General features: G+C 59.3%; 8 protein-coding genes, 2 tRNA genes, 2 rRNA genes and 1 riboswitch (1 of these 13 running past the window's edge). Of the genes, 3 read left to right on the top strand and 9 right to left on the bottom strand.

Translation table 11 applies throughout. The features are described 5' to 3' along the window. The 4 genes from ACP0KA_RS07030 to ACP0KA_RS07045 form a co-directional block, all read right to left on the bottom strand. Window positions 1-914, bottom strand: a 23S ribosomal RNA gene (locus tag ACP0KA_RS07030); it reaches 1,911 nt to the left of the window's first position. A gap of 425 nt (window positions 915-1,339) precedes the next feature. Continuing rightward, window positions 1,340-1,415 (bottom strand) — tRNA-Ala (locus ACP0KA_RS07035). A gap of 96 nt (window positions 1,416-1,511) precedes the next feature. Beyond that, window positions 1,512-1,588 (bottom strand) — tRNA-Ile (locus ACP0KA_RS07040). A 204-nt stretch (window positions 1,589-1,792) separates the two neighbouring features. After that, window positions 1,793-3,281, bottom strand: a 16S ribosomal RNA gene (locus tag ACP0KA_RS07045). The 16S and 23S rRNA genes sit together here with 2 tRNA genes alongside, the layout of an rRNA operon. Window positions 3,282-4,144: 863 nt before the next feature. On the opposite strand from ACP0KA_RS07045, the gene ACP0KA_RS07050 reads away from it, so the two are divergent. After that, window positions 4,145-6,181, top strand: coding sequence for a peptidoglycan DD-metalloendopeptidase family protein (locus ACP0KA_RS07050; protein WP_424628116.1), 2,037 nt, complete (start codon window positions 4,145-4,147; stop codon window positions 6,179-6,181). A gap of 72 nt (window positions 6,182-6,253) precedes the next feature. Here ACP0KA_RS07050 and clpB read toward each other — a convergent pair whose 3' ends face one another. The 5 genes from clpB to metX all read right to left on the bottom strand — a co-directional run bounded on the left by clpB (window position 6,254) and on the right by metX (window position 11,852). After that, window positions 6,254-8,884: an ATP-dependent chaperone ClpB gene (gene clpB / locus ACP0KA_RS07055; RefSeq protein WP_424628117.1), complete on the bottom strand. Its 2,631-nt coding sequence runs from the start codon at window positions 8,882-8,884 to the stop codon at window positions 6,254-6,256. A gap of 51 nt (window positions 8,885-8,935) precedes the next feature. Then, the gene (locus ACP0KA_RS07060) at window positions 8,936-9,175 is read right to left on the bottom strand and encodes a hypothetical protein (RefSeq protein WP_424628118.1); all 240 of its coding nucleotides are present in this window, start codon (window positions 9,173-9,175) and stop codon (window positions 8,936-8,938) included. Window positions 9,176-9,179: 4 nt separating this feature from the next. Beyond that, window positions 9,180-9,779: a TIGR02594 family protein gene (locus ACP0KA_RS07065; protein WP_424628119.1), complete on the bottom strand. Its 600-nt coding sequence runs from the start codon at window positions 9,777-9,779 to the stop codon at window positions 9,180-9,182. A 209-nt stretch (window positions 9,780-9,988) separates the two neighbouring features. Then, window positions 9,989-10,648: a methionine biosynthesis protein MetW gene (gene metW, locus ACP0KA_RS07070; RefSeq protein ID WP_424628120.1), complete on the bottom strand. Its 660-nt coding sequence runs from the start codon at window positions 10,646-10,648 to the stop codon at window positions 9,989-9,991. A 1-nt stretch (window position 10,649) separates the two neighbouring features. After that, on the bottom strand, window positions 10,650-11,852 hold the full coding sequence (metX, locus tag ACP0KA_RS07075) for a homoserine O-acetyltransferase MetX (RefSeq protein WP_424628121.1): 1,203 nt from the start codon (window positions 11,850-11,852) through the stop codon (window positions 10,650-10,652). 84 nt (window positions 11,853-11,936) lie between these two features. Beyond that, a riboswitch (SAM riboswitch) is annotated at window positions 11,937-12,016 on the bottom strand. Between the two features lie 162 nt (window positions 12,017-12,178). Here metX and ACP0KA_RS07080 point away from each other — a divergent pair. Continuing rightward, on the top strand, window positions 12,179-13,030 hold the full coding sequence (locus tag ACP0KA_RS07080; protein ID WP_424628122.1) for a chorismate mutase: 852 nt from the start codon (window positions 12,179-12,181) through the stop codon (window positions 13,028-13,030). A gap of 27 nt (window positions 13,031-13,057) precedes the next feature. Next, window positions 13,058-14,152: a histidinol-phosphate transaminase gene (hisC, locus tag ACP0KA_RS07085; RefSeq protein WP_424628123.1), complete on the top strand. Its 1,095-nt coding sequence runs from the start codon at window positions 13,058-13,060 to the stop codon at window positions 14,150-14,152. Window position 14,153 lies beyond the last annotated feature (1 nt).

A 14,153-nucleotide genomic window follows, 5' to 3' on the forward strand; every position in this document is an offset into this window, starting at 1 on the left:
GCATTCATCCGAGGCGATACCTAAATATCTTTCGCGGAGAACCAGCTATTTCCCAGTTTGATTGGCCTTTCACCCCTAACCACAAGTCATCGGAGTCTTTTTCAACAGACACCCGTTCGGTCCTCCAGTGAGTGTTACCTCACCTTCAACCTGCTCATGGCTAGATCACTAGGTTTCGGGTCTAATACAACGAACTTGGCGCCCTATTAAGACTCGCTTTCGCTACGCCTACACCTATCGGTTTAAGCTTGCTCGTTAAATTAAGTCGCTGGCCCATAATACAAAAGGTACGATGTCACCCAGAACGTATCTTGGGCTCCATCTGTTTGTAGGTGTCCGGTTTCAGGTCTATTTCACTCCCCTCGTCGGGGTGCTTTTCACCTTTCCCTCACGGTACTGGTTCACTATCGGTCGCTGAGGAGTACTTAGGCTTGGAGGGTGGTCCCCCCATGTTCAGACAGGATTTCACGTGTCCCGCCTTACTCGAGCATAAATGTTTGCATTACCCATACGGGGCTATCACCCTCTGAGGCCCTGCTTTCCTGACAGGTTCTGGTTGTCTCACATTTATGACTGGCCTGGTCCGCGTTCGCTCGCCACTACTAGCGGAGTCTCGGTTGATGTCCTTTCCTCCAGGTACTTAGATGTTTCAGTTCCCTGGGTTCGCTTAAAACCTCCTATGTATTCAGAGATTTCATACCTTCACTTGATAACCGAAAATCCAAAACCTCACGGCTTGGTTTGCACCAAGGCACAAGGCCTTGGAGTTTCGGCTATCGAAGGTGGGTTTCCCCATTCGGAAATCTATGGATCAAAGCTCCTTCGCAGCTCCCCATAGCTTATCGCAGCGTAGCACGTCCTTCATCGCCTCTCAGCGCCAAGGCATCCACCGAACACCCTTAAGGCACTTGATTGCTCTCATTATCAATATCCACACACTCGGCAGAATGTTGCCTGCATGAGGCTCCTTTCGGAACGCCTGCAGACGGATATTGATTAGAAAGACCAGATTGCTTCGTAAGATCGAACCGATAGCGAGGCGGTCAAGCTTCGCTAAAAGGATCATTTTACAACTCGATCATCTTGCGATGGCCGAGCGCCGAAAATGATCCGGAGATAATGCAAGTCCCGCAATGTTTGCCTTACAGCAAACCCTGCGATCCAAGCTCGGATCGATCTCCTCTTTACGATGTCAGAAATCACGCAAGTCAGCGTTTTTGGTGAAAACACTGAATGCGAAACGATGTTCGCGGACTAAAAACAGGCAGCTTCCGAATGAAGCGCGCTGTGAACACAACAACCAATCTCGTTGATCAACTCGTCACCCCAACCAAACTTCTGGTGGAGGCAGACGGGATCGAACCGACGACCTCATGCTTGCAAAGCACGCGCTCTCCCAGCTGAGCTATGCCCCCGTTCCAGAAGACGAATGCTCGACGCTTAAGATCAGCATTTTTGCAAATACGATGTCGTGACGTGAGCAGCAGCTTCAATCAAGAAGCGCGCAAAGATGGTGGGCCTGGGAAGACTTGAACTTCCGACCTCACGCTTATCAAGCGCGCGCTCTAACCAACTGAGCTACAAGCCCTAACGACGAGGAGCTTGCCGGATCAACATTGCATGCAACATCGATCACTCAGCGCCGCCCCTGGCGCGTGTTCGTCCGCGAAGAAAGAGAAACGAAGACGGCGGTGTCCCGCCAATGGAGCTCAACGATCTGGCGATCTGTTGGCCCCTGAATGTTTCTAAAACGATCCGATAGATACCGAAGCATCTGAAGGATCATCCTTAGAAAGGAGGTGATCCAGCCGCAGGTTCCCCTACGGCTACCTTGTTACGACTTCACCCCAGTCGCTGACCCTACCGTGGCCGGCTGCCCCCTTTCGGTTAGCGCACCGTCTTCAGGTAAAACCAACTCCCATGGTGTGACGGGCGGTGTGTACAAGGCCCGGGAACGTATTCACCGTGGCATGCTGATCCACGATTACTAGCGATTCCAACTTCATGGGCTCGAGTTGCAGAGCCCAATCCGAACTGAGACGGCTTTTTGAGATTTGCTAGGGCTTGCGCCTTTGCATCCCATTGTCACCGCCATTGTAGCACGTGTGTAGCCCAGCCCGTAAGGGCCATGAGGACTTGACGTCATCCCCACCTTCCTCGCGGCTTATCACCGGCAGTCTCCTTAGAGTGCTCAACTAAATGGTAGCAACTAAGGACGGGGGTTGCGCTCGTTGCGGGACTTAACCCAACATCTCACGACACGAGCTGACGACAGCCATGCAGCACCTGTCACCGGTCCAGCCGAACTGAAGGAATCCATCTCTGGAAACCGCGACCGGGATGTCAAGGGCTGGTAAGGTTCTGCGCGTTGCGTCGAATTAAACCACATGCTCCACCGCTTGTGCGGGCCCCCGTCAATTCCTTTGAGTTTTAATCTTGCGACCGTACTCCCCAGGCGGAATGCTTAAAGCGTTAACTGCGCCACTGAAAAGTAAACTTCCCAACGGCTGGCATTCATCGTTTACGGCGTGGACTACCAGGGTATCTAATCCTGTTTGCTCCCCACGCTTTCGTGCCTCAGCGTCAGTATCGGGCCAGTGAGCCGCCTTCGCCACTGGTGTTCTTGCGAATATCTACGAATTTCACCTCTACACTCGCAGTTCCACTCACCTCTCCCGAACTCAAGATCTTCAGTATCAAAGGCAGTTCTGGAGTTGAGCTCCAGGATTTCACCCCTGACTTAAAGACCCGCCTACGCACCCTTTACGCCCAGTGATTCCGAGCAACGCTAGCCCCCTTCGTATTACCGCGGCTGCTGGCACGAAGTTAGCCGGGGCTTATTCTTGCGGTACCGTCATTATCTTCCCGCACAAAAGAGCTTTACAACCCTAGGGCCTTCATCACTCACGCGGCATGGCTGGATCAGGCTTGCGCCCATTGTCCAATATTCCCCACTGCTGCCTCCCGTAGGAGTTTGGGCCGTGTCTCAGTCCCAATGTGGCTGATCATCCTCTCAGACCAGCTACTGATCGTCGCCTTGGTGAGCCGTTACCTCACCAACTAGCTAATCAGACGCGGGCCGATCTTTCGGCGATAAATCTTTCCCCGTAAGGGCTTATCCGGTATTAGCACAAGTTTCCCTGTGTTGTTCCGAACCAAAAGGTACGTTCCCACGCGTTACTCACCCGTCTGCCGCTGACGTATTGCTACGCCCGCTCGACTTGCATGTGTTAAGCCTGCCGCCAGCGTTCGCTCTGAGCCAGGATCAAACTCTCAAGTTGGACTTGAACTTTGAACCGGCTGATCACAACGTTTGACGAGGTCCCACCATTCTTGTCGGCCGAAGCCGACAGCCGCCCACGATTCACATCGTTGGCAGCGATGGTGTAACCTTTAAAACGTGTACCGCCGAAGTCTTTCGTCCGGCCTCAATCCCCAAAAGCCGAAGCTTTCAAAAACCAAGACCCGCAAGGACTCCGCCGTCCACGTTTCTCTTTCTTCATCTTTACTTGTCAAACAGCCCGGAACCCGAAGGATCCACAGACCATCCATGGCTGGACAGTCATCAAATCTCAATGATCCTTGTTTATAAAGGATCTCACCAACCTCATCCGACGCCGAATAACAACCGACAACTATCGGCTGTTGTTTCACTCATCTGAGGTAGGAGCTTATCAGGCATGGAACCACCCGGGCAAACCGCCCCGGCGCCGCCACGCTCAGTGGCCGGTTTATAGGCCAGCCCTTCCGCGCTTGTCAACGCCTCTGTCAACAAATCGTCGCATCGCCCCGAACAAATTCGAATCACGCAAGAAGTGCTGATTTATCAGGGGCTCAGCCGTACTTGAGCCACATTCCTGCGACGTTCTGCTCCCCGGTGATGCCCTCGCCGAGCAAATCTTTTCTGGAGAAGCTTGTTCGGCCGAGCTCGAAAAAAGATCGTCGGGTGCATGGGAAGCATCTGGATGGTCCCGGGCGAGAGGCATCAACGAGGCAAACGGCATTGACGTAGACCCGTCTGACCAGCACTTTGGCGTACGGCGGGTCACTTCGATGAAGACGACGAGGCATTTGAGGCTCCTAGAAGAGCCGTATTCGGAATGCATCACTCGTTGACCAATGAGAGACTTGGGGGGAAGCGGGTTTGAGCCACGGGACGTCACGCGGGGGACATTACGGCCGTGCCGGGATCATTGATCTCGGACATGAGCCCCCGCTTTCCGTTGATGGCTCGGAAGCCGCCGTTATCGATCGCCGCCGCGTTTCCGTGCAGTGGTTTAGCGGCACGATTCTCACGGGTCTGTGCGGCGCAGCTCTGATCGGCGGCGCCGTTTTTGCGTCACTCGATGGCGAGATGACGTTTGCGAAGCTTCCCGAACATGTCGAAGGCGCGCTGCGCGGCGCGTTCGGTGCCAGCGACAAGGCCAGCGTTGCCCGCAAGAGCGACAGGCTGCCCCCGCCAAGTGATTCGGCCGCCGCGCGTCAGGTGATTCGGGTCTCGACAGCGACCCGCGCCGGCAACCGCGAGGTGATGCGCGTACGCCCCTTTGTGCGAATCGCCGGCAATTTGTCGCTTGCGACCAGCGACCTCTCCGCAAAAATTCCGCCCTTCAACGCCCAGCGTCTTCTGACCGATGTCGGCTCGGCCGCTCCTGCGGGCAGCGACGACCAACAAAGTTCCAGCGCCGCCGAACCGGATGCCGAAGTTTCGTTCGTGACCCGCGATCTCACGACGGTGCTTCCGCGCGCCAAGATCGCGGCCAATGTCGCCATCGACGAAGTTCTGATGCGGGTGCGGGACGCCTCGACCTGGCGCGGCAACAGCGCGGTCCGTTACGCATCCACCATGCCGACCGACATGAAGATGGCCTACGCCGCGGAAGGCACGCCAGATCCTTATGCCGGTTTCGAAACCCGCGTCGTACCTGAAAACGTGACGCTGCTGCCCAAGACCAAGGATCAGATCACCGGCGGCAATCCCACCGGCGAACGCATCCACATCGTCAAGAAGGGCGACACGGTCCAGAGTATTCTGCGCGACATGGGGGCTACGCCCGGCGAAGCGCAGGCGATCGCCAACAATCTCGGCGCCCGTGGTCGCGATGGCGGCCTCAAGGAAGGCCAGAAGCTGCGCATCCTGATGGCTCCGGCCGGTCCGGGGCAACAGCGGCAGCAACCGGTCCGCGTGATCGTCGCCAACGACACGACGATCGAGGCCGTCGCGGCGCTGTCGGATCTCGGTAAATACGTGGCCGTCGACGTGCAAAGCTTCAACAGCGTCACCGAGACCGCCGGCAAGAGCGACGACGATGACGACGACGATGATGACGGCACCGGCGTGCGGCTCTACCAGAGCATTTACGAGACCGCACTTCGCAACAAGGTTCCGACCAGCGTCATCGAGGATATGATTCGCATCTATTCCTACGACGTGGACTTCCAGCGCAGAGTTCAGGCCGGCGATTCGTTCGAGGTGTTCTTCGCCGGCGAAGACGAGACCCCGGCGGTCAGCAACGAAAAGAACGAGGTGCTCTATGCGGCCCTCACCGTCGGCGGCGAAACCAAGAAATACTATCGTTTCCAGACGCCTGACGATTCCGTCGTCGACTACTATGACGAGACCGGCAAGAGCGCGAAGAAGTTCCTGGTGCGCAAACCGGTCAACAACGCCATCATGCGCTCGGGCTTCGGCGGCCGCCGCCACCCGATTCTCGGCTACACCAAGATGCACACTGGCGTGGACTGGGCAGCCCCCTACGGCACTCCGATTTTTGCGTCCGGTAACGGCGTTATCGAGAAGGCGCAGTGGGAAGGCGGCTACGGCAAGTACATCAAGATCAAACATCCGAACGGGTATGAAACCGCCTACGGCCACATGACGGCCTTCGCCAAGGGCATGGAGCCCGGCAAGCGCGTCAATCAGGGACAGGTCATCGGATTCGTCGGTTCTACCGGCCTGTCGACCGGCGCCCACGTTCACTACGAAATCCTGGTCAACGGCCGCTTTGTCGACCCGATGCGCGTCAAGCTTCCGCGCGGCCGATCGCTCGACGGCCCGTTGCTGGCCAATTTCGAGGCCGAGCGCGACCGAATCGAAGGCATGATGGCGAATCGCCCCGGCGGCCGCCCGGCTCCGCAGGCCGCCAAGGGACAGAAGACCGCCCTCGCCGGCAATCGCTGATTTTCAAATTGGTTTGAACTGGTTCGAGAAGCAATACGGCTGGATCTCTCCAGCCGTATTGAAGCTGCCCGCTTAATGCAGTCGGCCCTTTGGTACGGACGCCGCCGCTTCTGCGCTCACGGACTGGCCGTTGAAGGTCAGACCGCTGTCATTCGCCGAGATCGCGACCGCCTCACCGTCGTGGACCTGGCCCGCGAGAATCATCTCGGCGAGCGGATCCTGAACGGCGCGCTGGATGGTGCGCTTGAGGGGGCGAGCCCCGTACGCCGGATCCCATCCCTTCGCCGCGAGCCAGTCACGCGCCTTCTCATCCAGCGAGAGCGTGATCTTGCGATCTTCCAACAGCCGCGACAGCCGCTGCATCTGGATATCGACAATGCGCCCCATCTCGCTCCGCTGCAGCCGATGGAACAGGATGATCTCATCGACGCGGTTGAGAAACTCAGGCCGGAAGCTCGAACGGACAATGGCCATGACCTGATCGCGCACGGCGCTGGTGTCTTCACCTTCCGCCTGCCCGACCAGATATTCGGAGCCGAGATTCGACGTCATGATGATCAGCGTGTTGCGGAAATCGACGGTGCGGCCCTGACCATCGGTCAGGCGGCCATCGTCGAGTACCTGCAGCAGCACGTTGAACACATCGGGATGCGCCTTCTCGATCTCGTCGAACAGCACCACCTGATACGGTCTGCGCCGCACCGCTTCGGTCAATGCGCCGCCCTCGTCGTAACCGACATAGCCCGGCGGCGCACCGATCAGTCGCGCGACCGAATGCTTTTCCATGTACTCGGACATGTCCATGCGGACGAGCGCGGTCTCATCGTCGAACAGGTATTCTGCGAGCGCTTTAGTCAGCTCGGTTTTGCCGACACCGGTTGGACCCAAGAACATGAACGAGCCGATCGGCCGGTTCGGATCCTGCAAGCCCGCGCGTGAGCGGCGCACAGCGGTGGAAACAGCCGTGACGGCCTCGGCCTGGCCGATGACGCGCTTGGCAAGCTGCAGCTCCATTTTGAGCAGCTTCTCACGTTCGCCTTCGAGCATCTTGTCGACCGGAATTCCGGTCCAGCGCGAGACGACCTGCGCGACGTGGTTCGCAGTGACAGCTTCCTCAAGCACGGCACCGCCGCCCCGCTCGCTGTCCTCAAGGTCCTGCAAACGCTTTTCCAGCGCCGGAATGCGCCCATAGGCCAACTCTCCGGCTTTCTGATACTCGCCACGCCGCTGCGCATCGGCCAATTCCTGGCGCGCTTGCTCGAGTTCACTTTTGACCTTCTGCGCGTTCGACAGCTTGCTGCGCTCCGCCTGCCATTTGGTGGTGAGCGCATCGGCTTTCTCTTCGAGATCGGCGAGTTCCTTTTCCAGGCGCTGGAGACGGTCCTTCGAAGCGGAATCGGTCTCCTTCTTCAGAGCCTCCTGCTCGATCTTCAGCCGCACGATCTCGCGATCGATGTTGTCGAGCTCCTCCGGCTTGGAATCGATCTGCATCTTGAGCCGCGCGGCAGCTTCGTCGATCAGATCGATCGCCTTGTCCGGCAGGAAGCGGTCCGTGATGTAGCGGTTAGAAAGCATCGCGGCAGAGACAATTGCGGAGTCCGTGATGCGGACACCGTGATGCAGTTCATACTTTTCCTTCAACCCGCGCAGGATCGAGACCGCGTCTTCAACGGTCGGCTCACTGACGAACACCGGCTGGAAGCGGCGAGCGAGCGCGGCATCCTTCTCGACGTGCTTGCGATACTCATCGAGCGTGGTCGCGCCGATGCAGTGCAATTCACCGCGCGCCAGTGCAGGCTTCAGCAGATTGGACGCATCCATCGCGCCGTCCGCCTTGCCGGCCCCAACGAGCGTGTGCATCTCGTCGATGAAGAGGATGATCTGCCCGTCCGAACCGGTCACTTCAGTCAGAACGGCCTTCAGGCGCTCCTCGAACTCGCCGCGATACTTGGCGCCTGCGATCAGCGCGCCGAGATCGAGGGACAGGAGCTTCTTGTCTTGCAGGCTCTCCGGCACGTCACCGTTGACGATGCGCAACGCAAGACCTTCCACGATCGCGGTCTTGCCGACGCCTGGTTCGCCGATCAGCACAGGGTTGTTCTTGGTGCGCCGCGACAGCACCTGGATCGTCCGGCGGATTTCCTCGTCGCGACCGATCACCGGATCGAGTTTGCCGTCGCGCGCCGCCTGCGTCAGGTCGCGCGCATATTTTTTCAACGCATCGTAAGCGTTCTCCGCCGTTGCGCTGTCCGCCGTGCGTCCCTTGCGCAACGCATTGATCGCGGCATTGAGATTTTGCGGGGTGACCCCGCCCTTGGCGAGCAGGCTGCCGGCCTCGCTGTCCTTGTCGAGGGCCAACGCGAGCAGCAACCGCTCGACGGTGACGAAGCTGTCGCCGGCTTTATCAGCGGCCTGTTCAGCCGCATCGAGAGCCCGCGCGGTCGCAGGTGCCAGATAGACCTGCCCCGCTCCGGAGCCGGAAACTTTTGGGAGCTTGTTGAGAGCGTCCTCGGTGGCCTTAAGGATCGCGCGGGAATTTCCGCCGGACCGGTCAATCAGACCGCCGGCGAGACCTTCGCTGTCATCCAGCAGGACCTTGAGGATATGGAGAGGCGTGAACTGTTGATGGCCCTCACGCACGGCCAGTGATTGTGCCGACTGGATGAATCCCTTCACACGGTCGGTGTATTTTTCGACGTTCATTCTGTGTCCCTCAGCCTGCCGTCCTGCCCCGAAAGCACAAGATCGGCATCTTCAATGGGTTTCCCGTCCGGCGCTGATATTCGTCAACCCGAAGCGGGGGACCGGCGCCTCGGCCGGCTTGACCCAGATGTGGGAACCCAGAACCGCCCGGGAAAGAGGCAGGACCAAAAATTCATCGGAAAACGCGCGCCGGAGCGGGAACTTGGAGAAATCAGCGCAGAAATCGACGAGGTCAGCCTTCAATCCCGGGCGGCGTCGCCGGCGGCGGAGGTTGCCCGCCGGCGAGACCATCCCGTCAGCTCGACGGCATGACGTAGGCGTAGACGCGCCCACGCGAGTAGGTCGCTTCAGCGACACGGTGGCCGTGATTGCCGGAGATGATGATCGGATTGCCCTTCGCATCGACGCCGCTCACGACACCGACGTGGCCGCCGCCGCGGCGGCTCATCACTGCAATCGCACCAACCTGCGGGCCAGACACCCGGTGCCCATAGCTGGCGAAGGAACGCGCCATGTCGGACCCCGTGCCGGTGTGCCCCGAGCGCTGCAACACGAAATTCATGAAACGTGCGCACCACAGCCGGCTGCGGCCCGTCGGATTGCCGCCGATATAACGGCGAGCTTCCGCGACAACGTCAGATACAACGCCAAAGCCGCCCGTATTCGCAGGCGCCTGTTCTTCATTCAGCGCAGCATGTCGCCCACGACCGTGCCGGACGTGACGATAGCGATGGTGTTTGCTGATGTGATGCTTGACGTGGTGAGAGTGAAAATGCCGACTTGCACCGTGGTGTGGCCTCGCCGAGGCCGGTGTCGCAACAGCGACGATTGCCAGTGAGCACAATGCAACAGCAGTGAGCGCGCCTGGCCGGCGAAACGCATTACTTACATTCATTCCATGAGTCCTCGTTACACCCCCAATTTCTGCCGCTCCAAAACCTCAGAGCGACATGCGAGAGTGGGCGTGAAACGGGCCCGGTATGGCAGAAAAAAGACGATCACTGTCACAATGGCTGTGAACAAGACAGCCATGCGCTAAACACTTATCAAATGATAACTTAGCGGGTGCCGTTAACGAATTCCGCCCCGTTCTGGCCGTTTACGTTAATCGCCGCGGCTTAAAAGAAACACGCCCTGCTCGCCGAACATGTTCCAAAACCACCACGGCGCATTGAGACGCAGCGGTTGGCCGTAGAGATCGAGCGCGACAGCACGCTCCATTTTGACGTGGATTTCATCGCAGAGCTGCACGAAATCCTTGATCGTACAGAAATGAATGTTCGGCGTGTCGTACCAGGTCGCGGGAAGATTTTCGGTGCGCGGCATCTGCCCCTTGACCAGGAGCTGCAAGCGCATTTTCCAGTGACCGAAATTCGGAAACGAGACGATTGCGCGTTGTCCGATCCGCAAAAGATTTTCCAGCACTACACGCGGCTGGCGGGTCGCCTGCAAGGTTTGCGACAGGATCACGTAGTCAAACGAGTCGTCAGGATAGTTGACGAGGTCGGTGTCCGCATCGCCCTGTACCACCGCAAGTCCCTTGGCGACACAGCGATTGACGCCTTCGCGCGACAACTCAATACCGCGACCATCAACGCCACGCGTCTCGAGCAAACGCAGCAGGTCGCCTTCGCCGCAACCCACGTCGAGCACCTTGGCACCAGGCTCCACCATCTGCGCCACCAACTGATGATCGCTGCGATAGCCGTCATCGTTGACGGGAAGCCGCGCCGTTAAACGAAATGCCTGATCCTGCAATGCCATGTTAGCGGCTCGCCGATGTCAGGCCGTGCGCGGACGCGGCCGATTCCAGGAACGCACGCGAAATATCGATAAATTCAGGCACATCGAGCAGGAATGCATCGTGACCGCGATCAGTCTCGATCTCGGCAAACGACACCCGTGCATTGCTGGCATTGAGCGCATGGACGATCGCGCGCGACTCCGATGTCGGGAACAGCCAGTCGCTGGTGAATGACACCACGCAAAAACGCGTGCGCGTGCTGCGCCAGGCTTCCGCCAGAACGCCTTGATGATCCGCAGCAATGTCGAAGTAATCCATCGCACGGGTGAGATAGAGATAGCTGTTGGCATCGAAGCGTTCGACGAACGACGAACCCTGATGGCGCAGATAGCTCTCCACCTCGAAATCGGCATCGAAGGAAAACGTCGGCACTTCGCGGTCCTGCAGCCGCCGGCCAAACTTGCGGTGCAAGGCAGCGTCCGAAAGATAAGTGATGTGTGCGGCCATGCGTGCAACACCGAGGCCACGGCGCGGATGGGTGACCGTCTCGAAATAGCGGCCATTGCGCCAATCCGGATCAGCCATCACAGCCTGACGGCCCAGCTCATGAAACGCGATGTTCTGCGCTGAGTGCCGCGTGCTGCAGGCCACCGCCAGCGCGGAGAACACGCGCTCCGGATAAGCCGTGGTCCATTGCAGCGTCTGCATGCCGCCCATCGATCCGCCGACAACAGCGAACAGTTTGTCGATGCCGAGATAGTCGATCAGCATCGCCTGCGCGCGGACCATGTCCGGAATTGTAATCACCGGGAAATCCAGTCCCCACAGCTTGCCGGTCGCGGGATTGGTCGACGAGGGGCCGGTGCTGCCCATGCAGCCGCCGACGACGTTTGAGCAGATGATGAAATAACGGTTGGTGTCGATGGGCTTTCCGGGGCCAACAAGCGTCTGCCACCAACCGGGCTTACCGGTGAGCGGGTGGACATTTCCGACGTGCTGATCGCCCGTCAGCGCATGGCAAATCAAGATCGCATTGGAGCGATCAGCATTGAGCTCGCCATAGGCCTGATAAGCGATTTGGAACGGTGCGAGATCGACGCCGCTATCCAGCCGCAGCGGCTTGTCCACGCCGAACTGCGCCACCAGAGAGGACGGATGATCCGCCTCGTGCGCGCGTTCGCCGGACTGCGCCGTCGGGGGCTTGAGCGGCTGAATATTTACCATATCAACACTGGCCTCTCAGGAAGTCGCGATACGACACCGAACACAGGCCACAAAAAACCGGCCTGAACTCACGCTCGGCCGGGATCCTTTTCATCCCCGGCCTGTTTAGCGAGTTGTTTAACGTGGCTGCAAGCCGGCCGGCTCAAATGACCACGGGATTGCCTTGAAGGTAGTGCTCAACAGGCTCCCCGTCAAGGTAAGCACCGGAACGGCCTGGCCGAAGGGGCAATGTTTTCTTTGCTTTCGCGGGTCGCGGCTCCTATCAAGCTCCTTGCAGGACTGACTTCCACCGCGGCTTTCGGGCTGCAAACCGAAATTTTGATCCCATGTCCAAAGAGCCCACGCCCCCCATTTCGCTGCAAGACCTCCGCCGCGAAATCGATCACATCGACGAGCAGGTGCACAGCCTGCTGTTGCAGCGTGGCGACATCATCGATCGCCTCATTTCGGTGAAGAAGACGCAGGAGGTCGGCTCGGCGTTTCGTCCGGCGCGCGAGGCCGACATGATGCGCCGGCTGGCACAGCGGCATCGTGGCATCCTGCCGCTCGACACGGTGGAGAGTATCTGGCGCGTCATCATCTCGACGTTCACCTACGTGCAGGCCCCGTTCGCGCTGCATGCCGATCTGTCCGGCGGCGAATCTGCCATGCGGGATTCCGCACGATTCCATTTTGGCTTCACAGTGCCGTTCGTCGCGCATTTCAGCGCGGCCGCCGCAGTGGACGCCGTCGCAAAATCGAAGGGCGACCTCGCGCTGGTTTCGGCCACCAGCAGCCGTGAGCCATGGTGGCTGACGCTCGAGCCGGAGAGCGCGCCGAGGATCATCGCGCGCCTGCCGTTCATCGAACGAGCCGATCACCCCGCAGCGCTGCCGGTGTTCGTTGTCTCGCGTGTCGCTGCCGACGCGATGGTCACCGAGATCGAAATGTGGAGCGTCCGCGTTTCCGGCTGGAGCGCCGACGTCGCCCGTGCGCTGTCGCCGTTCTCTGAAATTATCGCTGTTCCCGACACCGCCTCCGATGGCGCAGCGCTTCTGGTGTCGGTGCCGGGGCCGGGAGGGTTGGACAAGATCACCTCTGCGCTGATCGCAGCCGGGGCATCCGTGCGCTCTTCCGCCCTCGTCGGGGGCCATGCAACACGCTATACGGTGCCGTCAAACGGCGCTTCCAAGCCGTAAGATCTTTCTTTTTCGGAGTTTGAGTTGATGTCACGTCCCGTGCCGAACGCCGGTATTCTCGATATCGCACCCTACACGCCCGGCAAAAGCGGGGCGGGGTTGACCGGGCGCGTGTTCAAGCTGTCCGCGAACGAAACGCCGCTGGGCCCTTCTCCCAAGGCGATCGAGGCCTTCAAGTCCGCCGCCGATCACCTTGAGGACTATCCGGAAGGCTCGTCTCGCATCCTCCGCGAAGCGATCGGCCGCACCTACGGACTCGATCCCGACCACATCATCTGCGGCGCAGGTTCGGATGAAATCCTGAATCTGCTTGCGCATACCTATCTCGGCCCGGGCGACGAGGCGATCCACACCACGCACGGCTTTCTGGTGTATCCGATCGCAACCATGGCGAACGGCGCCATCAATGTCATCGTGCCGGAAAAGAATTTCACGGCGGACGTCGATGCCATTCTGAAGGCTGTGACGCCGCGCACCAAGATGGTGTGGTTGGCCAACCCGAACAATCCAACCGGCACCTACGTGCCGTTTGATGAAGTGAAGCGTCTCCGTGCGGAGTTGCCGTCGCATGTGCTGCTGGTGATCGACGCCGCGTATTCCGAATACGTCGTGCGCAACGACTACGAAGCGGGCATCGAGATGGTCTCAACCACCGACAATACGGTGATGACGCGCACGTTCTCCAAGATTCACGGCCTTGCGGCATTGCGCGTGGGCTGGATGTACGGCCCGGCGAACATCGTCGACGCCGTCAGCCGCATTCGCGGTCCCTTCAACGTGAGCACGCCGGCCATGCTGGCCGCTGTCGCCTCGCTGGAGGATACCGTCCATCAGGAACACTCCCGCGTTCACACCGACAAATGGCGTGCGTGGTTGACGGACGAAGTCAGCAAGCTCGGGCTCACCGTGACGCCGAGCGCCGCGAACTTCATCCTGATCCACTTCCCGCAGGAAGCAGGCAAAACGGCAGAAGATGCGGATGCATTCCTCACCAAGCGCGGGCTGATCCTGCGGGCGTTGAAGAACTACAAGCTCCCGCATGCGCTGCGCATGACTGTCGGCACCGAGGAAGCCAATCGCCTCGTGGTCGAAGCGCTCGCCGAATTCATGGGGCAGAAATAAC

Origin of the sequence: Bradyrhizobium sp. SYSU BS000235 (genome assembly GCF_049747295.1) — a bacterium.
In the GTDB taxonomy this organism is placed as follows: domain Bacteria; phylum Pseudomonadota; class Alphaproteobacteria; order Rhizobiales; family Xanthobacteraceae; genus Afipia.